General features: G+C 69.6%; 15 protein-coding genes. 8 read left to right on the top strand and 7 right to left on the bottom strand.

Features of this window, described 5'->3' with window-relative positions; all coding sequences use genetic code 11:
• Nucleotides 1-88 precede the first annotated feature (88 nt).
• The 8 genes from ACZ7KI_RS27915 (at nucleotide 89) to ACZ7KI_RS27950 (ending at nucleotide 12,202) form a co-directional block, all read left to right on the top strand.
• Nucleotides 89-1,000 (top strand): serine hydrolase, encoded by a 912-nt coding sequence (locus ACZ7KI_RS27915; protein WP_470276029.1) that lies wholly within the window; start codon nucleotides 89-91, stop codon nucleotides 998-1,000.
• A gap of 120 nt (nucleotides 1,001-1,120) precedes the next feature.
• A complete protein-coding gene (locus tag ACZ7KI_RS27920; RefSeq protein WP_470276030.1) occupies nucleotides 1,121-2,506 on the top strand; it encodes a serine hydrolase domain-containing protein in 1,386 nt (461 codons plus the stop codon).
• On the top strand, nucleotides 2,503-3,405 hold the full coding sequence (locus tag ACZ7KI_RS27925) for a serine hydrolase (RefSeq protein WP_470276031.1): 903 nt from the start codon (nucleotides 2,503-2,505) through the stop codon (nucleotides 3,403-3,405). The genes ACZ7KI_RS27920 and ACZ7KI_RS27925 overlap by 4 nt, the downstream gene beginning before the upstream one ends.
• Nucleotides 3,406-3,414: 9 nt before the next feature.
• Complete coding sequence (locus ACZ7KI_RS27930) at nucleotides 3,415-5,013, top strand: ABC transporter substrate-binding protein (protein ID WP_470276032.1); 1,599 nt, start codon at nucleotides 3,415-3,417, stop codon at nucleotides 5,011-5,013.
• Nucleotides 5,013-5,993 (top strand): ABC transporter permease, encoded by a 981-nt coding sequence (locus ACZ7KI_RS27935; RefSeq protein ID WP_470276033.1) that lies wholly within the window; start codon nucleotides 5,013-5,015, stop codon nucleotides 5,991-5,993. Before ACZ7KI_RS27930 ends, ACZ7KI_RS27935 begins: the two co-directional genes overlap by 1 nt.
• 1 nt (nucleotide 5,994) lies before the next feature.
• Entirely contained in the window at nucleotides 5,995-7,902 is a 1,908-nt protein-coding gene (locus ACZ7KI_RS27940) for a dipeptide/oligopeptide/nickel ABC transporter permease/ATP-binding protein (RefSeq protein WP_470276034.1), read from the top strand.
• Complete coding sequence (locus ACZ7KI_RS27945) at nucleotides 7,899-8,891, top strand: ABC transporter ATP-binding protein (protein WP_470276035.1); 993 nt, start codon at nucleotides 7,899-7,901, stop codon at nucleotides 8,889-8,891. Before ACZ7KI_RS27940 ends, ACZ7KI_RS27945 begins: the two co-directional genes overlap by 4 nt.
• Entirely contained in the window at nucleotides 8,888-12,202 is a 3,315-nt protein-coding gene (locus ACZ7KI_RS27950) for a serine hydrolase (RefSeq protein WP_470276036.1), read from the top strand. The genes ACZ7KI_RS27945 and ACZ7KI_RS27950 overlap by 4 nt, the downstream gene beginning before the upstream one ends.
• 464 nt (nucleotides 12,203-12,666) lie before the next feature.
• On the opposite strand, the gene ACZ7KI_RS27955 is transcribed toward ACZ7KI_RS27950, so the two are convergent.
• The 7 genes from ACZ7KI_RS27955 to ACZ7KI_RS27985 all read right to left on the bottom strand — a co-directional run bounded on the left by ACZ7KI_RS27955 (nucleotide 12,667) and on the right by ACZ7KI_RS27985 (nucleotide 20,093).
• Nucleotides 12,667-12,861, bottom strand: coding sequence for a hypothetical protein (locus ACZ7KI_RS27955; protein WP_470276037.1), 195 nt, complete (start codon nucleotides 12,859-12,861; stop codon nucleotides 12,667-12,669).
• A gap of 111 nt (nucleotides 12,862-12,972) precedes the next feature.
• Entirely contained in the window at nucleotides 12,973-13,620 is a 648-nt protein-coding gene (locus ACZ7KI_RS27960) for a response regulator (protein ID WP_044856432.1), read from the bottom strand.
• A complete protein-coding gene (locus tag ACZ7KI_RS27965; RefSeq protein ID WP_470276038.1) occupies nucleotides 13,608-14,807 on the bottom strand; it encodes a sensor histidine kinase in 1,200 nt (399 codons plus the stop codon). The genes ACZ7KI_RS27960 and ACZ7KI_RS27965 overlap by 13 nt, the downstream gene beginning before the upstream one ends.
• A gap of 47 nt (nucleotides 14,808-14,854) precedes the next feature.
• On the bottom strand, nucleotides 14,855-15,703 hold the full coding sequence (locus tag ACZ7KI_RS27970; protein WP_470276039.1) for an ABC transporter permease: 849 nt from the start codon (nucleotides 15,701-15,703) through the stop codon (nucleotides 14,855-14,857).
• Nucleotides 15,700-16,686, bottom strand: a complete 987-nt coding sequence (locus ACZ7KI_RS27975) for an ABC transporter ATP-binding protein (RefSeq protein ID WP_470276040.1) — start codon at nucleotides 16,684-16,686, stop codon at nucleotides 15,700-15,702. Before ACZ7KI_RS27975 ends, ACZ7KI_RS27970 begins: the two co-directional genes overlap by 4 nt.
• Nucleotides 16,667-17,587: a thiopeptide-type bacteriocin biosynthesis protein gene (locus ACZ7KI_RS27980; protein ID WP_470276041.1), complete on the bottom strand. Its 921-nt coding sequence runs from the start codon at nucleotides 17,585-17,587 to the stop codon at nucleotides 16,667-16,669. The genes ACZ7KI_RS27975 and ACZ7KI_RS27980 overlap by 20 nt, the downstream gene beginning before the upstream one ends.
• Nucleotides 17,565-20,093: a nitroreductase family protein gene (locus tag ACZ7KI_RS27985; protein WP_470276042.1), complete on the bottom strand. Its 2,529-nt coding sequence runs from the start codon at nucleotides 20,091-20,093 to the stop codon at nucleotides 17,565-17,567. The genes ACZ7KI_RS27980 and ACZ7KI_RS27985 overlap by 23 nt, the downstream gene beginning before the upstream one ends.
• Nucleotides 20,094-20,095 lie beyond the last annotated feature (2 nt).

Raw genomic sequence — 20,095 nt, forward strand, 5'->3', positions numbered from 1 at the left:
CTGTGTGGATTTTGTGTCCCGCCCGGACACGACATCTTGCCTCACCCTGACCTGCGCCCTCCCCCCCCCACCCTCAGACAGGAGCGCCATGCCCACCGCGTCCGAAGTCATCGAAACGATCAACGACCGCGCCAAGGAGGTGGGTGTCCGCGTCCGGTTGCACGCCGCCGAAATCGACGGCACGCGGCGGATCGGCATCGACGAAGGCACCCCCGTCGTCACGGCGTCGGTGTTCAAAGTGCCGGTCGCGCTGGAGCTGGCCAGGCAGGCCACCGAGGGAAGGCTCGATCTCGGTGAGCGGATCACCGTCGCCCCCGGGCATCCCACCCCGAGCCCGTACGGACTGGCGACGTTCCGGCACGAGGTGACGATGTCCTGGCACGATCTCGCGATCCTGATGATCGGGATCAGCGACAACGTCGCCACGGACCTGATTCTCGAGCGAGTCGGGAAGGAAGCGACGGAGAATTCGTTGCGACGACTCGGCTTCGAACACACCACCGTCACGCAGGACTGCGGTGAGACCCTCGGCAGCATCGGGGAAGACCTCGGAATCACTTACGAGGACGACGAAAAGCTGCTGACGGAGCTTCCGATGGAGAAGCTCACCGCGTTGCGCGCGCTGCGACCGGCGCACACCTGCGCCACGACCGCCGAGGAGATCACCCGGCTGCTCGGGCTGATCTGGCGTGACGAGGCGGCGTCGCCCAGCGCGTGCGCGGACGTCCGGCGCTGGCTGGAACTCCAGGTGTGGCCGCACCGGCTGCGGTCCGGGTTCCCGGACGACGGGATCCGGGTGAGTGGCAAGACCGGGACGCTGCCGTCGGTGCGCAACGAGGTCGGCGTGGTCGAGTACCCGGATGGGGGCCGTTACGCGGTAGGGATTTTCACCGACGCCGTCGACGCGCGGTCGCGAGTGCCGGAACGCGACGCGTTCATCGGTTTCGCCGCGGCGCGGGCGGTCGAATGGCTCAGGATCCAGGGGGCCGGGAGCGAATGATTCGTCGGCGCGGATGAATTTTCCCGCCGCTCTCGTCGTTCCGCACGAACCGGTGACGCCCGTCACCGTCCTAGCATTCCGGGAACCGCCGGACCACTCTTTCCACGGACAAGGACGTTCATGTCGAAACTTTCCGAAATCGATGCCTGGCTCGTACAGAACCTCCCGGCCCTGCTGGCCGAACACCGCGTACCCGGCGCGGCGATCGCGGTCTTCGCCAACGGTGAGGTCATCGACCACGCGGCCGGTGTGCTGAACAAGAGTACCGACGTCGAGTCCACTGTGGACTCCGTATTCCAGATCGGTTCGATCACCAAGGTGTGGACGACCACCCTCGCGATGCAGCTCGTCGACGAGGGGCGGCTGGACCTCGACAAGCCGGTCCGGTCCTACCTTCCCGAATTCGCCCTCTCCGACGAAGACGCCGCGTCACGGATCACCGTGCGGCAGCTGACCTGTCACACCTCCGGCTTCGAAGGCGACATCTTCACCGACACCGGTCAGGGTGACGACTGTGTCGCGAAGCTCGTGGCGACGTTGTCCGACGTCCCCCAGCTGTTCGGCCCTGGCGAGATGTTCTCCTACAACAACGCCGGATACTGCGTGCTCGGCAGGATCATCGAAGTCCTGCGCGGCAAGTCCTACGACGACTGCCTGCGCGACCACCTGTTCACCCCGCTGGGCCTGACCCACGCGGCGACCGGGCCCTATGACGCGATCCGCTACCGCGCCGCGATCGGCCACGTCCAGCCGACGCCGGACGATGAACCGGTCGCGGCGCCCGTCTGGGCGTTGACCCGCTCGAACATCCCCGCCGGCTCGCACCTCGCTATGCGCCCACGTGACCTGCTCACCTTCGTGCGCATGCACCTGAACGAGGGCCGGGCCGACGACGGGACCCAGGTGCTCAAGCCCGAAACAGCCCGCGCCATGTGGGAGCGGCAGGTCGAACTGCCCTACCTCGGCTTGATGGGTGGGGCGTGGGGACTCGGCTGGATGATCTTCGACTGGGACGGCGGCCCGGTGATCGGCCACGACGGCGGCACCATCGGCCAGTCGGCGTTCCTCCGCGTGGTGCCTGGCAGCAACGTCGCGGTCGCGCTGTTGACCAACGGCGGCAAGCCGCTGCACCTCTACCTCGACATCTTCCGGAAGGTCCTCGGCGATCTGGCCGGGGTCGCAGTCCCGCCGCTGCCCGAACCCAACGCCGCTGAGGCGCCCGCCGACCCTTCCCGGTACGTGGGCGAGTACTCCTCGCAGGTGGCGGACATCGTGGTCAGCCAGGACGAGGACGGTGGCCTGTGGCTGGAACGCACGCCGAAGGGGGCGTTCGCCGATCTCGGCAAGCCGGAGAAGAACAAGCTGCTCGGGTACCAGGGTGACACTCTCGTCGCCGAAAGCGGACAGCTGGGCCTGCACATGCCGCACGCCTTCGTCGGCGACGACGGCAGCGGGCGGGCGTTGTTCGTCCACACGGGACGCGCCGACCGGCGGGTGAGCCGATGACCGGAATCGGCGGCGAGATCGAGGCCGTCTTCGCGAACGCGGGTGCCCGCGGTTTCGTGCACGCGCGTGAGGTCGGCGTCGCGGATGGCCCCGAAGTCGGTGTCGGTGCGGACGATCCGGTGGTGCTGGCCTCGGTGTTCAAGATCCCGGTGGCGGTCGCCTTCGCCCGCGAGGTGGCCGCGGGCAGGCTCGACGAGACCGAGCGGATCCGCGTCACCGCGCGGTACCGGATCGGCGGGGTCGGCACCGCCGGGTGCGCCGACGACGTCGAGATGAGCTGGCGCGACCTGGCGCATTTCATGCTGACGATGAGCGACAACGCCGCGACCGACCTGATCTACCACCGGATCGGCCAGGACAAGATCGACCAGGTGCTCACCGACCTCGGACTGGTCAGGACCCGCCTGATCGGCTGCTGCGAGGACCTGTTCGCCTCGGTGATCGCCGACCTCGGCGCGCGACCGGACGACGATCTGGAAGCTGTTTTCGCCGCGGCCACCGAGGAACAGCAGTGGAAGCTCGCGGTGGTCGACCCCGAACGCACGACGTCGTCGACCCCGCGCGAGATCACCACGCTGCTCGACGCCATCTGGACCGACCGAGCGGGCGACCCGGCCGCCTGCGAACGGGTACGGACGATCATGGCCCAGCAGATCTGGCCGCACCGGATCTCGTCCGGCTTCCCCGCGGAAGTGGCGATCGCGGCGAAGACCGGCACGCTGCCCTCGGTCCGTAACGAAGCGGGGGTGGTGATCCATGTGGACGGTCGCCGCTACGCCGTCGCGGTGTTCACCCGCGCCGATTCCCTCGAAGACCGCTTGCCCGCGGTCGATTCCGCCATCGGCGAGGCCGCCCGCCTCGCCGTCGAACACCTTCGCGCGCAGTCCGTGACCCAGTAGGAGAACCCCATGAAGAATGCCCGGCTCACCGCCGCGATCGCGAGCGTGGTGGCCTTGACCGTGAGCGCGTGCGGGGGGACGTCGCAATCCGGACAGGACCGGACCGCGAACCAGAAACTGACCGACGGCAAGACCTTCACCATGGCGATCGGCACCGATCCGGGAGCGCTGGATCCGGCGATGACCGTGCTCTCGGTCGCCCTCGAGATGGGCCGTTTCCTGTACGACAGCCTGATCAATCTCGACGAGACGGGCAAGCCGATCGCCGGCCTCGCCGAGAAATGGGAGGCCACCACGACCACGGCCTCCTTCACCCTGCGGAACGGGATCACCTGCGACGACGGCAGCCCGCTGACCGCGAGCGACGTGGCGGCGAACATCGACTTCGCCGGTGACCCCGCCAACAAGTCCCCGATGTCCGGGCTCGCGGTCGCGCCGGGAACCAAGGCGACCGCGAACGACGCGGCGCGGACGATCACTCTCGCGAGCGGCGCGCCGGACGCGTTCCTGCTCCGCAACATCGGCGGTTTGCCGATCGTCTGCGGCAAGGGCGTGGTCGACCGTTCGGGACTGGCCAAGGGAAAGCACGGCAACGGCATGTTCACCATGACCGAAGCCGTGCCGAACGACCACTACACCCTCACCCGGCGGAAGGACTACGCGTGGGGGCCGGGGGACTGGCGGGGTGACCAGCCGGGCTTGCCGGACAAGGTCGTCTTCCGGGTGGTCCAGAACACCACGACCGCCGCGAATCTGTTGCTGTCCCGCGAACTTAACGCCGCCAGGATCACCGGTCAGGACCAGCAGCGCCTCCGCGCCCAGAACCTGTACCACGGCGACCAGGTCGTCCCGATGGGCGAGCTGTTCTTCAACCAGGCGCCCGGCCGGGCGGGCGGGGATCAAGCGGTCCGTCGCGCCCTGGTGCAGGCGCTCGACCTCGCTCAGATCGGCAAGGTGCTGACCAGCGGGAGCGGGGCGCCCGCCCAAGGCATGGTCACCACCGAGCCGAGGCCGTGTGCCGGGGATTCGGTGAGCGGCAAGCTGCCGGGGTTCGACGTCGCCGCGGCCAAATCGGCCCTCGACAAGGCAGGCTGGACGCCGGGGGCGGACGGCGTGCGTGTCAAGGACGGCAAGCGGCTCGCGCTCACCGCCATCTACGGCACCCAGCTGGGGCCGACGATGGCACCCACCGCGGAACTGATGCAGCAGTCCTGGAAGGCCATCGGTGCGGAAGTCACGCTCAAAGGCGTCGACAGCCCTGGGACCAACCAGGTGCTCTTCAACACCGGTGATTGGGACATCTCGATGGCGCCGGTGACCCTGTTGCTGCCGAGCCAGGCCGTCACCTTCGTCTCCGGGCCGAAACCGCCCGCCGGCACGAACTTCGCGCATATCGAGAACGAGCGGTACCAGGCGCAGGCCGCCCAGGCGGCCAAGATGGCGGGCGACTCCGGCTGCGCGACCTGGCTCGCGGCGGAATCGGCGCTCATCGAGCGACTGGACGTGGTGCCGTACGTCAACTCGGTCATCCCGACCTTCGGCAGCGACGCCCGGTTCGCGATCAACTTCGGTTCGATCGAGCCGTCGTCGATCCGGATGTACAGCTGATGACGGCCGTGCTCGCCCCAACGGGGTTGCGCGGCGGTCCCTGGCTCTCGTTCGCGGTGCGGCGGCTCGGCAGGTTCGCGGTTTCGCTGTGGGTCTTGGTCACCACGGCGTTCCTGATGATTCAGCTGATCCCCGGCGACCCGGTGCGAGCGGCGCTCGGCCTGACCGCTCCGGTGGAGCTGGTGAACGCGCGGCGGGAGGCCCTCGGCCTCGACGATCCGCTGTGGCTGCAGTACTTCCACTACCTCGGCGGTTTGTTCTCCGGTGATTTCGGGACGTCGATGACGAGCGGGCAGCCGGTCTCCGAGGTGATCGGGGACCGGCTGCCCGCCACCCTGCAGCTGGCGCTGCCCGCGTTCGCGGTGGTCGTCGCCGTGGCGATCCCGCTGGGGGTGCTGTTCGCCGTGCTGACCCGCGGTGGCCGCCGTCGTGGTGGTGAACTGGCCTTCACCACCACGACCGTGCTGTTCGCGGCGATTCCGGAGTTCCTGATCGCGGTCGCGCTGGTCGCGTTCTTCGCGGTCCGGCTCGGCTGGTTCCCCGTGGCGGGCAGCGAGGGCTCGGGTTCGCTCGTGCTCCCGGTGATCGCGCTGGCGCTCGGCCCGGCGTCGGTGCTCTCCCGCATCGTGCGAGTGGAGACACTTTCGGTGCTGGGCAACGACTTCATCCGCACCGCGCGGGCGAAACGATTGCCTGCCCGGCTGGTCTACCTCCGCCACGCGCTGCCGAACGCGCTGACCGCGACGCTCACCATGGGCGGGCTGATGCTGACCGGCATGGTCGCCGGGACGGTGCTGGTGGAGAACGTGTTCGCCTGGCCCGGTCTCGGTTCGACCATCGCGCAGTCGATCCTGCAGAAGGACTACCCCCTGGTGCAGGGAATCGTGCTCGTCTACGGCATCGGTGTCCTGCTGGTGAATCTGACGGTGGACGTGCTGCTGGCCGTCCTCGACCCGCGTTCGACGATCCGGGAGAGCTGAAATGGTGAATCGGCGCGCGAAATGGGTCGCGGCCCTGCGCACCCCGGTCGGCGCGTTCGCGGCGGCCTTGCTGGTACTGGTGGTCGCGCTCGCGGTGCTGGCCCCGATCCTGTGGCACGACAACGCCTTCGAGGTCGACATCGCGGCGATCGGCCAAGGACCGTCGGCGGAGCACTGGCTGGGGACCGACGACCTCGGGCGCGACATCCTGTTCCGGGTACTGGTGGCGACCCGGCTGTCGGTGCTGCTGGCGGTACTCGCGACGGTGATCGGGGTGGCGTCGGGGCTCGTCCTCGGCACGCTGCCTTCGCTGCTGCCGCGTCCGGCCGCGCGGCTGGTCACCTCCGCGGTGAACATCGCGGTTGCCTTCCCCGGGCTGCTGCTGGTGTTGTTCTTCTCCGTCATCTTCGGTGTCGGAACCCACGGCGCGGTGCTGGCTGTCGGCTTCGCGCTGGCGCCCGCGTTCGCGCGGCTGGCCCAGACCCTGTCGGCTTCCGTGGCGGGGCAGGACTTCGTGTCCGCCGCGCGGATCTCCGGAGTCGGGAGGATCCGCCTGCTGGTCCGGCACATCCTGCCCAATATCGGCGAACCGCTGGTGGTGAACGCGACCATCGGCGCCGGTTCCTCGCTGCTCGCGTTTTCGGGGCTGTCGTTCCTCGGGATCGGGGTGCAGGCACCGGAATACGACTGGGGACGGCTGCTCGGTGAAGGGCTCAACGGGATCTACGTCAACCCGGCGGCCGCGCTGGCGCCTGGGGTCGCGGTGGTACTGGCCGGACTCGCCTTCAACTTGGTGGGGGAGACCGTCGCCGGGGTGATCGGCGTCCGCACCGGATCGCGGAAGCTCGCGCCGCGGCCGGTGCCCCCGGCCCGGGAGGAGCGCGGGCGGGAACGCGACGACGATGCCGTGCTGGTGGTGGAGAACCTCCAGGTCGCCTTCCCCCGCCCGGCGGGCTGGACCGTTCCGGTGCGCGGGGTGAGCTTCACCGTCCGGGCCGGCGAGGCGATCGGCGTCGTCGGCGAGTCGGGCTCGGGGAAGAGCCTGACCGGCCTCGCGGTGTCACGGCTGGTCGAAGCACCGGCCGTGGTCACCGCGGACCGGCTCGACTTCGCCGGGAAACCATTGCTGACCACACCGGAACGGGAGCTGCGCGGTCTGCTCGGCACGTCGCTGGCGATGGTGTTCCAGGACCCGATGACGTCGTTCAACCCGACCAGGCGAATCGGCCGTCAACTGGCCGAAGTGGCCGAACAGCACCAGGGGCTGCCCCGTGCCAAGGCGTTCGCGCGGGCCGTGGACCGGCTGCGCGCGGTGCGGATCCCCGCCGCCGAACGGCGCGCCCGGCAGTACCCGCACGAATTCTCCGGCGGGATGCGGCAGCGCGCGATGATCGGCATGGGCTTGATGGGCGACCCGCGGCTGATCATCGCCGACGAACCGACCACGGCGCTGGACGTCACCGTCCAGCGGCAGCTGCTGCGGCTGCTGGCGCGGACCAGGGCCGAACGGAATACGGCGATCATCCTGATCAGCCACGACATCGCGGTCGTTTCGCAGACCTGTGAGCGGATGCTGGTCATGTACGCGGGCCGGGTGGTGGAGGACCTGCCGTCGGCCGGAACGCCACGGCATCCGTACACGAGGGCACTGCTGGCCGCGACACTCGACCTCGAGACCGATCGCGACGCGCCGCTCGCGGTGATCCCCGGCCGCCCGCCGGAACCGGATCGCGTGCCCACCGGCTGCGCCTTCGCCGACCGGTGCCCCGCGGCGACCGATCGGTGCCGCCTCGAAGACCCGGTACTGGAGCGGCTGACGTCCGAGCACCGCGTCGCCTGCTGGCATCCGCACGAAACGTCGCCTGCCCGGCCCGCCAAGGAAACCGTGACCGCCGGAGGTGCGGAATGAGCGACCTCATCTTCGACTCGGTGAGCGTGCGGTACGGCGGGCGACGCGGTCTCACCGCGGTCGACCAGGTCGGGCTGACCGTCCCTTCCGGACAGGTCGTCGGGCTCGTCGGTGAATCGGGGTCGGGGAAATCGACGCTGGCCCGCGCCGCCGTCGGGCTCTCGCCGGTCACCTCCGGACGGGTCCTGCTCGGCGGAGTCGACGTCCGCAAGCTACCCCGCCGTCGTCCGCTGCAGATGGTGTTCCAGGACCCGTATTCCTCTTTGGACCCTCGGATGAGCATCGGGGAGTCGATCACCGAAGCGATGCCGCCCGGCGTTCTTGCCGGCCGCGCCGCCCGCCGGGACGAGGTCGCCCGGCTGCTGGAACTGGTCAACCTTGATCCGGATCGCGCCGGCCACCTGCCGGGGCAGCTTTCCGGCGGGCAACGGCAGCGGGTGGCGCTCGCCCGCGCGCTGGCCGGACGGCCGGAGGTGCTGATCGCGGACGAGATCACCTCCGCGCTCGACGTCTCGGTGCAGGGCGCGGTGCTCAACCTCGTCCGGGACGTGCAACGACGGCTCGGCCTGTCGATGCTGTTCATCTCCCACAACCTCGCCGTCGTGCGCTATCTCAGCGACATCGTCGCCGTGATGCACCTCGGCCGGATCGTCGAAGCAGGCCCGGCGGAGCAGGTGCTCGGCGATCCGCAGCATCCCTACACGCGTGACCTGCTCGCCGCGGCGCCGTCCGCGCACACCTCCCTGTTCGACATCGGTACGGACGAGGCGACCGCCGACGTCGAACCCGCCGACCCGCACCACCCGCCGAGCGGCTGCCGCTACCACACGCGATGCCCGATCGGGCCGCTCGTGCGCGCCGACCGCGAGGTCTGCCTTCAGCGGGACCCCGCCGACGACGCGGCACACCGACGTCATTCGGCGGCCTGCCACTTCAGCGAAACCGAAAGCCACCAGCCCGCCATCTCCCGAGGAGCCAGCGCATCATGACCCGACGTCTCGAACTCGACGACCTGTACGCGATCGCCGTCCCGAGTCAACCTTCGCTGTCCCCGGACGGCGACCGGATCGTGTACGTCGTGCGCACCGCGGACCGCGACGAGGACCGGAACGTGGACACGCTCTGGGAGGTCGGCGCCACCACGGGAGAGGCCCGGCAGCTCACCCGCGGAACCGCCGACGTCGCACCGGCGTGGGCGCCGGACGGCTCGCGGATCGCGTTCCTGCGGGCACAGGAGGGTCCGCCGCAGGTGTGGTTCCTGCCGTCGTCGGGCGGGGAGGCCGAGCGGATCACCGAACTCCCGCTCGGCGCGGGCGCTCCGGTGTGGAGCCCGGACGGCGGCAAGATCGCGTTCTCGGCGGCGGTCGATCTCGCGGGCGGTGAACCCGCGTCGAACGCCCCGGTGGTGGCGGAGCGGCTCGACTTCAAGGCCGACGGCGCCGGGCTGATCAAGACCATCCGCAAGCATCTGCACGTCCTCGACGTCGCCACGAAGGAAGTCCGGCAGGTCACCTTCGGCGATTGGCACGCCGGTGACCCGACCTGGTCGCCCGATGGCACTCAGCTGGCGTTCTCCGCCGGACGCGACGCCGACGCGGACCTGACCTTCCGATCCGGGGCCTACGTTCTCGACGTCACCCTGAAGACTTCCGAGCCGCGGCTGATCGGTTCCGGTGACGGCATGGCGGGTCCGGTCACCTGGACCGCCGATGGCCGCGCGCTCCTGGTGGTCGGCAGGAGTGACACCGAAGTCGGCCACCTCGGCCTGCTGCGGGTTCCGCTCGACGGCGGGGACCCGGTCGACCTGACGGCCTCCCTCGACCGCAACGTGATGGCCGGTGGCGCCGGCTATCCGGGCGCGTTCCCGAAACTGACCGAAGACGGCGGTTCGGTGCTGTTCGGTCTCCGCGATCGCGGCTGTACCCATCTGTACGAAGTGGACACCGATGGCGGAACCCCGCACGCCGTCCTCGCGGGTGCGGACCGCGTCGTGTCCGGAATGGACAGTGCGGGCGGCCGGGTGGTGGTCGTCCTCGCCACGAACACCTCCTTCGGCGAGATCGCGGTCGTCGACCCGGCCACCGGCACCGTCGACGTACGTACCCGGCACGGCGCCTCGGTCGACGACGTCGAATTCTTCCGTCACGAGGAACGGGAATTCACCATCGGTGACGGCACCGTCGTCCACGGCTGGCTGCTGCGCGACCCGGCGAGGACCGGAGCCGCGCCGCTGCTGCTCGACATCCACGGTGGCCCGCACAACGCCTGGAACGGCGCGGCCGACTCGATCCACCTCTACCACCAGGCACTCGCCGCGCGGGGCTGGGCGGTGCTGCTGCTCAACCCGCGTGGCAGCGACGGCTACGGCGAAGACTTCTTCACGGGCGCCGTCGGCGAGTGGGGTCTCGCCGACTCCCGTGACTTCCTCGAACCGCTGGATCAGCTGGTCGCCGAGGGGATCGCCGACGCGGATCGGCTGGCCGTCGCGGGTTACAGCTACGGCGGGTTCATGACCTGCTACCTGACCAGCCGCGACCACCGTTTCGTCGCCGCCGTCGCCGGTGGGGTGGTCAGCGATCTGACCAGCATGGAGGGAACTTCCGACGCCGGGCACTACCTGGCCGTCCGTGAACTCGGGGGCAAGAACTACGAACAGCTCTCCCCTTTCGCCCAGGTCACGGCGGTCCGGACGCCGACGCTGCTGATACAGGGCGCGGAGGACGAGCGGTGTCCGGTCGGTCAGGCCGAGCAGTGGTTCGGCGCCCTGCGTGCGCGCGGTGTCCCGTCCCGGCTGGTGCTGTACCCGGGTGGCTCGCACCTGTTCATTCTCGACGGCCCGCCTTCGCACCGCCTCGACTTCAACCGCCGGGTCTTCGAATGGGTCGAGCAGTACGCGGCGCCGGCGGACGGGGTGTCGCGGGTACCGATCGACGCGGCGCACTGGCGGCGGCGCCTCGCCGAACTGGCGCGCAAGTACCGCGTCCCCGGTGCGGCCCTGGGCATCACGCGGGTCGGCGATGACGCGGAGGCTCACGTCACCTACGGCGTGCTGAACACGGCGACCGGGGTCGAGGTCACCGAGGACTCGGTGTTCCAGATCGGGTCGGTGTCGAAGGTGTGGACCGCGACCGTGGTGATGCAACTGGTCGACGACGGGCTCCTCGATCTGGACGCCCCGATCTCCGACGTCGTCCCCGAACTGCGGCTGACCGACCCGGACGTCGCGAAGCAGGTGACCATGCGGCATCTGCTGACGCACACCAGCGGGATCGACGGCGACGTCTTCACCGACACCGGCCGCGGGGACGACTGCCTCGAACGCTACGTCGAAATCCTCGACCAGGCCGGGCAGAACCATCCGCTCGGAGTGACCTTCTCCTACTGCAACTCGGGTTTCGTGCTCATGGGCAGGGTGATCGAGAAACTCACCGGGCTGACCTGGGACGCCGCGATGCGGGAGAAGCTGTTCGCTCCGCTCGGCCTCACCCACACCGTGACCCTGCCCGAGGAAGCACTGATGTTCCGCGCGGCCGTCGGTCACGTCGCCGAGGGAGACGAAGCCCCGAAGCCCGCGCCCATCTGGGGCCTGCCCCGGGACATGGGACCCGCCGGTCTGATCACCGCCACGACCAAGGACGTGCTCAAGTTCGCCCGGCTGCACCTGACCGGCGGTCTCACCTCGTCGGGCGAGCGGATCCTGACGACGGCGTCCGCCACCGCCATGGCCGAGAAGCAGACCGACATCCCCGACAAGCACTCGCTCGGTGACTCATGGGGGCTCGGCTGGATCCGTGACGAGTGGAGCGGGCGGCGGGTCATCGGCCACGACGGCAACACGATTGGGCAGTCGGCGTTCCTGCGGTTGCTGCCAGATCAAGGACTCGCCGTCACCCTGCTCACCAACGGCGGCAACACCCGCGACCTGTACATGGAGCTGTACCGGGAGATCTTCGCCGAACTGGCGGACGTGGCCATGCCGCGACCGCTCGAACCACCCGCGACGCCGGTCACCGTCGACGCTTCGAGGCACGTCGGCGTCTACGAACGGGCCGGCGTGCTGATGGAGGTTCTGTCCGAGGGAGACGGAATCCGGCTTCGGCAGACCGCCACGGGACCGCTGGCCGAACTCACGCCGGAGAAGACGATGGAGTTCGACCTGGTCCCGGTGACGGATTCGCTTTTCGTCTGCCGTGAGCCGGGGGCGCGGACATGGATGCCGGTCACCTTCTACACGTTGCCGACCGGTGAGCCGTACATGCACTACGGCGTACGCGCGACGCCGAAGGTGTCCAACGGCTGAGCGGCTGGCTGACGTTCTCGGCGCAGATGGGTCGTGAGTGGTGATGAGGGCTCTGACGGACTCGTATCCGCCTACCCATTGGGGCGGCTGATGTCGTGTGTGGAGGATTTGGGACGGTGAACGTCCTTAATCCTCCACGCTCGGTCTCGTTGGCGAGGAATTCGGGCACGACGGGCACGATCCGCGCGACGATGTGGGAATCCGGACACTCAACGGTCCGCCCTAACCCTCTTTATCGCTCACGGGAATCTCGTGACTGACGCCAGTCCGTGAAGGCCTCCTTCACTACCTTGAAGGTAGGTAAGGGGGCCTTCACGGCAGCGAGCCAGGAGGGGTGTGTGGAAATAGGGACAGTGAACGTCCCTATTTCCACCCACCCCTCACCCTGAGTGACAACTCGCGCTCTCGTCGACCCGACACCTTTGAGATCGGAGACGCCGCGAAGCCCTGACAGAACCGTCGGTTCAGGCTTTGCGCCGCGCCACGGCGCGGAGGATCAAGAGCACGATGCAGATGATCGCGACGGCGCCCGCGATCATCCGGAGGGTGTAGTCCATCCCCGCGAACTGGCCGATCCCGTTCGCGGCCGCACTGACGAGGAGGACGAGCCAGAGTGAGGTGGTGACCAGTACGCCGCTTGCCTTTTTGGTGTCGTTCATGGGAAAGACGTTAGAGATCGGCGGGGTGGCCTGACAGGGGAGTGACCCCCGTCCACGAGGTGGTGCTGGCGCTACCCCCGCGGCCCACCGAATCCAGAGGACTGAACGCGATCAGTTCTTCCCGCTCAAGTAAGCCAGCACGGCCAGCACCCGCCGGTGCCCGCTGTCCTCCGGCAACCCGAGTTTCGCGAAGATGTTCCGGATGTGCTTGTGCACCGCCCCGTCGCTCACCACCAGAAGTTCGGCGATGGTCGTGTTGTTGTACCCCTCGGCCATCAGCCCGAGCACCTCGCGCTCCCGCGCGGTCAGCGCTTCGAGCGGGTCGGTCGCCCGGCGATGCGCCATCAGCTGGGTGATCACCTCGGGGTCCATGGCCGTGCCGCCCTTGACGACCCGGTCCAGCGCGTCGAGGAACTTCTCGACCTTGCCGACCCGCTCCTTGAGCAGGTACCCGACGGCGCCCTTGCCGTCGGCGAGGAGTTCGGCCGCGTAGCCGGTTTCGACGTGGGCGGACAGCACCAGCACGGGCAGTCCGGGATGCATCTTCCGGGCCTTGACGGCGGCACGGAGGCCTTCGTCGGTATGCGTCGGCGGTAGCCGGACATCGGTGATCACCGCGTCGGGCCGGTCCTTGGCGACCAGTTCGAGGAACTCGTCCACATCGTCCATCGCCGCGATGACGTCGATGCCCGAGGTGTTCAGCAGCAGGACCAGGCCTTCGCGCAGCAGCGCGTCGTCCTCGACGATCACGACCCGCATGGCAACTCCACTTTCACTACGGTCGGCCCGCCGGCCGGGCTGGACAACTTCACGGTCCCGTCGAAGGCTTCGGCGCGTTTGCGGATCCCGGACAGGCCGCTGCCGCCGGATTCGTCGGCACCGCCGTGGCCGTCGTCGCGGATCTCGATGAGCAGGGTGTCGGCCGTGCCGTCGAGGGTGATCCAGGCGTGCTCGGCGCCGGAATGCTTGGTGATGTTGGTCAGCATTTCGGCGACGACGAAGTACGCGGCGGCCTCGACGGCGGCGGGACGGCGGCCGGCGCTGCGAACGTCCACAGTGCACGGAACGGGGCAGCGGTCGGCGAGCGCGGTGACGGCGCCGTCGAGACCCCGGTCGGTCAGCAGGGGCGGATAGATGCTCCGTACGACGGTCCGCAGTTCGGCCAGCGCGCCGGTCGCCGTGTCCTGCGCCTTGCCCAGCAGCTCCCGGGCCTTTTCCGGGTTCTTCTCGAAGAGCGAGTCGGCGATCCCCAGCTGCAGCACCACGGCGGCGATCCTCGCCTGCGTCCCGTCGTGGAGATCGCGTTCGAGACGGCGGAGTTCGGCACCGTGCGCCTCCAGCGCGGCGGCGCGGGACGCGGCCAGTTCGACGACGCGGTCGGTCAGCACGACCCCGGGCGCGGGCGCGAGCAGCTTCCGGGCGATGACGGCCTGCCACCGCGCCAGCCTGGGGTACAGGAACATCAGCGCGATCATGCCTACGCCGGTGACCGCGCCGAGTGCCGCGAGCGGCCAGGACGTCACCACGAAGCCGAGCGAACTTTCGATCCCACCGGGCACGGTCGGCCAGACGAACGCCGCGATGACCTGCTTGAGCCCAGCGAGCGGGAAAGCGATGGCGAAGATGCCGATGATGAAACCGGTGGCGGCGTGGAAGACGAGCCACGTCAGATCCCGCCGCGACGCCGGATCGGTCACCGGGTTCCCGGAGCGGTACGGCTCCGGTATCGGCTCGTCCAGGAGGCGGGCCGCGCGACGGCGTTCGAAGTTGACCGGATACCTGATCAGCTTGAGCGCGTGCGGCACCGCCGGGATCCCGACCCCGAACGGGCACATCAGCAGCACGAACAGCATGCCGACGAGGACGAACCAGGAGAGCATCGAAGTGGCCGCGCCGATGGCCAGGAACCGGATCGCGGACCAACAGGACCGCAGCCGGGTGATCACCCCATGAGTGTCCCATCCGGACTCCGGCGGCCCTCCTCGGCGTCTGCTCAGTCCCTGGCGCGCCTGGTGAAACCCCAGATCCCGATGGCGCCGAACACGAGAATCGACAGCAGCAGGCACAGTACGTCGATTCCCACCGGGATCGACGGGATCCGGGAGACCGACAGATGCGCCCGCATGCCCTCGCTGAGATAGGTCAACGGGTTGAGCGCGCACACCACCTGGTACCAGCGCATCCCGCCCAGCCCGTGCCAAGGGAACTGGGTGGAACCGGTGAACATCACCGGCGTGAGGACCACCGCGAAGGCGAGTTGGATCCGGCCCGGCGAAACCAGCGTCCCCATCACGAGGCCGAGGGAGGCCCCGCTCAGGCAGCCGAGGGCGAGCAACCCGATCGTGAGCGGCCAGGCCGCGAGGTTCCAGCGCACCTCGTCGAGCATGAGCAGGCCGATGGGGATCATCACCACGGCCGCCACGAGGCCGCGAAGCGCGCCGAACACGATCTTCCCGATCGCCACCAGCGCGACCGGTGCCGGTGCCAGCAGCCGGTCGTCGATCTCCCTCGTCCAGGAGAAGTCGACGACCAGCGGGGACGCGGTGCCCTGGATCGCGGTCAGGAATCCCGAGAGCGCGACGATTCCCGGCAGCAGGACCTGGGCGAAGCCGGGCGCCACGAATCCCATGGCGGACAGCACGTGGCCGAAGATGAACAACATGAAGAACGGCTGGATGAGCACCTGCGCGGCGAAGGAGCCGAGCTGCCGTCCGGTGACGATGACGTCACGCAGAAGCATCATCGCGAAGGTGTGCAGCGCGCCCGTCACGACTTCGAGCCGTCCGATCGACACCGCCGGGAGGTCGGCCCGGGATCGCGCCGGGGCGAGTGTTCGTGTCATCGGAGATCCCGTCCGGTCATGCGGATGAAGACGTCTTCGAGGCTGACCTTGCCGATCCCGAACTCCTGGACCGCGCCGCCGGACCGGGCGATCACGTCCAGTGCGGGCGTCAAGAGTTCGCCGGACTCGCGATCGGCGAAAACCCGCAGCCGGACCAGGCCGGCCTTGCGCTCGGCGAGCTCGACCTCGCGCACCCCCGGCAGCGTGGCCAGCGCGGCCACCACCGGGTCGGTGTCGCCGCCGAACCGCACGGCCAGATCGAGGGTCCGGGTGACCGGCAGCGACCGGGTCAGTTCTTCCGGGGTGTCGATGGTGAGCATCCGGCCGTGGTCGACGATGCCGATCCGGTCGCAGAGCTTCGCGGCCTCGTCCATGTCGTGGGTGGTGAGCAGGACCGTCGTGCCCCGCGCCCGCAGTTCCCTGATCCGCTCGTGCACGAACAGCCTGGCCTGCGGATCGAGTCCGGTCGACGGCTCGTCGAGGAACAGCACCCTCGGGTGGTGCATCAGCGCACGGGCGATCATGATCCGCTGCGCCTGCCCGCCCGAGAGGTGGTCCAGCCGCTTGCCCGCCACCCCGGTCAGCCCCATCACGTCCAGCAGTTCGACGGCGCGCCGGTTGCGTTCCGCGCGTGGCACCCGGTGGTACCTGGCGTGGAACAGCAGGTTCTGCCGCACCGTCAGCGACCGGTCGAGGGTGTTGCGCTGCGACACCGCAGCGAACAGCCGGCACGCCGAACTCGGCGACCGGACGACGTCGACGCCGTGGAGCAGTACCGTCCCCGCGGTCGGGCGGATCCGGGTGGTCAGCACCCCGATCGTGGTGGTCTTGCCCGCCCCGTTGGGGCCGAGCAGACCGAAGACCTCGCCCGGCGGTACGCGGAAATCGAGTCCGTCCACCGCGGGAGCCGGATCGCTTCGGCGGTAGCGTTTGACCAGTCCGGTGACGGCCAGCGCGGCGTGTTCAGGCGCGTCCACTGACATGGCGTTCCCTTCCGTCCGTCAAGGCGGCCGCGATCAGATGGGCGACATAGGCCTCGTCCACGGTGTGCACGCCGAGGCGGTTGTTCGTCATGTGCAGGTACGACCACAGCAGGGAGACGGAACCGCCGGCGCGCTCGCGCAGCTCACGGCAGTGCTCCGACCACTCTGTCCACTGTGGACCTGATCGGACCAGGCGGCGGAGCTGCTCGGCCGAGTGAGCGTAGGTGGCGTCGTACATTTCGTGCAGGCGTTCCCGTGACGACGGTGGCTCCCACGAATCCCGGTACCGGACCAAGAATTCGGCCAGCTCCGTGGTGTCGCTCAGGAACGCGGTGCACAGGATCGCGCTCATCCGCACCGAAAGTCCGAGCCTGGCCGACTTCGCCGGGTGCCGGTCGAGCACTTCGAGCACCGCGTCACTGGATCGCTCGAAGTGCCATTCCGCCAGTTCCACGCCGTCCACACCGCCGTAGCGGTCGTACTCCGGGACGTATTCCGCCGGATAGCAGCGGTTCGTGGCGCGCTCCGGCATCCCGGCCGCACCGTAGGCGAGCTCCCAGGCGGCCTCGCCGTATTCGGCGACGAACATCGCCCGCCTGGCTTCCTGGCTCGGCAGCTCGGCGGAAAGGCCTTTCACGGACGGGTTCCGGCCGAGGTATCGGCTCAACCAGCGAGTGCTCAGCCGCCGTACCGTCTCGGTGTCCCCGGCGGCGGGCCGCAACCGGAGGCGGACGTGACTGCCCTCCACCCAATACCGGATGAAGAACCAGCCGACGATGAGCCGTCGTAGCCGTAGCCTCCGCACCAGTGGGGCCACGGCTTCCCGCAGCAGCGCGTCGGGACTGCCCGGGTGGTGCAGGTGCAGGGCGAGCCAGGGATCAGCGGTATTCGGCGTTGGCACGGTTCTCCCTCCCGAGCAGGAAACAGACCAACGCGCGCTCGCCGGTGCCGGTGAAGCCCAGCGCCTCGTCGACCACCAGGTGATCGAGGCTGAGGATGGCGCCGCAGCCCAGCCTGACCGCGGCGGCGGCCAGGTAACACGACTGCACGACCTGGCCGGCCGCGGCGTTGAGGATCCGGTGTCCACGCGGGCCGAACCGGTCGACGAGGTCGTCCAGGTCGCCGGAGACCACCAGCACCGCCGCGGCCTGCTGCAGGCTGTAGTTCGGCGTCCGCCTGGTGATCGCGGCGAGGGTTTCCCGCCACCGCTCCGCCGACGGGGCCGGCCCGGCCGCACGCAGGCCGCCGCCGGGCCCGTCGTACCGGTATCCGCCGGGCGCCAGCCCGTCGACGTGGGTGACCAGCACAGAAAGGTTCGTCCACCCGCCCGCGCCCTCGGCACGGAGGTCGTCGGCGTGCAGCCGGGTGCGGTGCACGAGGTCGAGCACCTCGTCCAGTTCGGGCCGTCGCACCGGCTGCTCGGTGGTCAGCCCGCCGAAACTGGACCGGCGACGGTCCATCAGCACGTCCGCCGAGTCGCCGGAAGACCGTCCGGGCGTGTCCGGTGCCGACTCGGGCAGGGCCGGACCGGGGCGTGGCTGTCCGGAGAGCAGCGTGGTGCGGTGTACTGCCTGAGTCCAGGAAAAGCGTTGCACGGTGCGGGAGATCTCCACCGGTTCGGCGGGTGGCAGCGAGGGGACCGGGTCCGGTGCCTTCCCGCTACCGGACCGCCATGGCAGCGGGATCACGGCCAGTACTGCCTCGTCCTCGACGTCCAGTCCCAGTACGGAACCGATCGCCTCGTCGTCGAACCACAGCAGATGCCTCAGCGGCACGTCGATCCCGTCCGCCAGCGCGCCGATCGTGCCGAGCAGGACCCCGACGTCGAGGGTGCCGACCTGGTAGGCGAAGTTGGCGTATTTGAAGGCGTTGTTCCAGAACCGCAGCGTGATCACCAGGAACTGGTCGGTGCGGTCCGCGTCCGGATGCCGGACCGCGGCACGGATCGCCTCGGTCCGGTCGCCGGTCCTGATGTGGTCGAAGGCGTGCTGCGCGGTCGAATAGTGGTGTACCCCCGGCGCCACCGCGCCGTTCGGACCCGCCACCAGGTAGAGCCGCAGGGGATAGAGGCCACCGCCGCCTGCCGCGCCGCGGTGCCAGTTCGCCAGCGGATAGCGGCTGAAGCCGGCGTTGGACTGGGCGGAGTCGAACCGCAGACGACGTCCTCGCGGACCGTAGGAGGCGCGAAGCAGCCAGGCCAGCGTGTCCAGGTCGAGCGCCCGGGTCCCGGCCCCGCGCTCACCGAACGGCCGTGCGACGGGCGGTGGCGATTCGGGCAGTGGCCGCAGCAGGCCGCCGGTGAAGGACGGGAACAGCGCCGGACGGTCGGACCACCGCACCACCCGGTCGGTCGGCGGGAGCGGGTCGGCGATCACGGCGTGGACGGCGGCCGCGTACTCCCGGACGGTCGTTCCCCGCCGGTCGGGCACGGTCTGGAAATCCGGCGGCCCCGGGGTGGCCGGGATCGAAGACGGCCGCTTCGCGTCCGGGCGGCAGGTGGGACAACCGGCGGCGACCGGGTGAGTGACGGCGCGGAGCGTGCGCAGGTGCTGCACGATGGCGACGTTTTCATCGTCCGAGATTCCGGTGAGCAGCCGGAACGCCTCGAACGCCAGTGTCGCGCCGAGGGACCGCGCCAGCACGGGCGTGTACCCGGCGGCCGCCGGGGCGTCGGTGGGCCCGACGGCCGCCCACGCGCAGCACAGGCTGAGCGCTTCTCCTGCTCGTACGGCGGGCCCGAGGACCACCCAATCGCCGCGGGCGGCGAGCGACAGCATGGCGCCCGTGCGGGGTCCGGCGGGCAGCGGTCCTCGGTCACCGCATGCCAGCACCAGGTCGTAGCCGTCGTCGGGACGGGCCCGCGGATCCCACCGCACCACGGAATCGGCCTCGGCGCGGACGAGATCGAACTCCGGGCCGTCTTCGGCCGCGATCAGCACCGAGCCCGCGCCGTTGCGCACCAGCCCGAGCGCGGCGGCGGCCAGTGCGGGACCGGAGCCGGTGAGCAGGATCCGCGCGGCCCGGAACCTCCCGAACGCGCGGGCCGGCTCTTCGGTCAGATGCGCGAGGTAACGGATCTGGTCGAGGAACCGCGCCAGGACGTCGGGCTCCAGTTCCCCCGGGTCCAGGTCGAGGAGAAAGCCGCACTCGAGAAGTTCGGCGAACAGAGCGCAGATCCGGTCGCGGGCGGCGACGGTCAGCCCGGCGCAGATCTCCGCCGTCGTCCGGGTGCCGTCCAGGTGACCGCGGAGCCGGTTGAGGAGACGGTAGGCGTCGTCGCCGTCGAGATGGGCCTTCTCGGGTTCGCTGGTCAGCAGCACACCCCTGGCATCACGGAGCAGCACCGTGTCCGCGCGCAGCAAGGGATGGACACCGAGCAAGGCGGACCGGCTGTCGACGAGGGTCATAC

This window comes from Amycolatopsis sp. NPDC039088 (genome assembly GCF_055598845.1).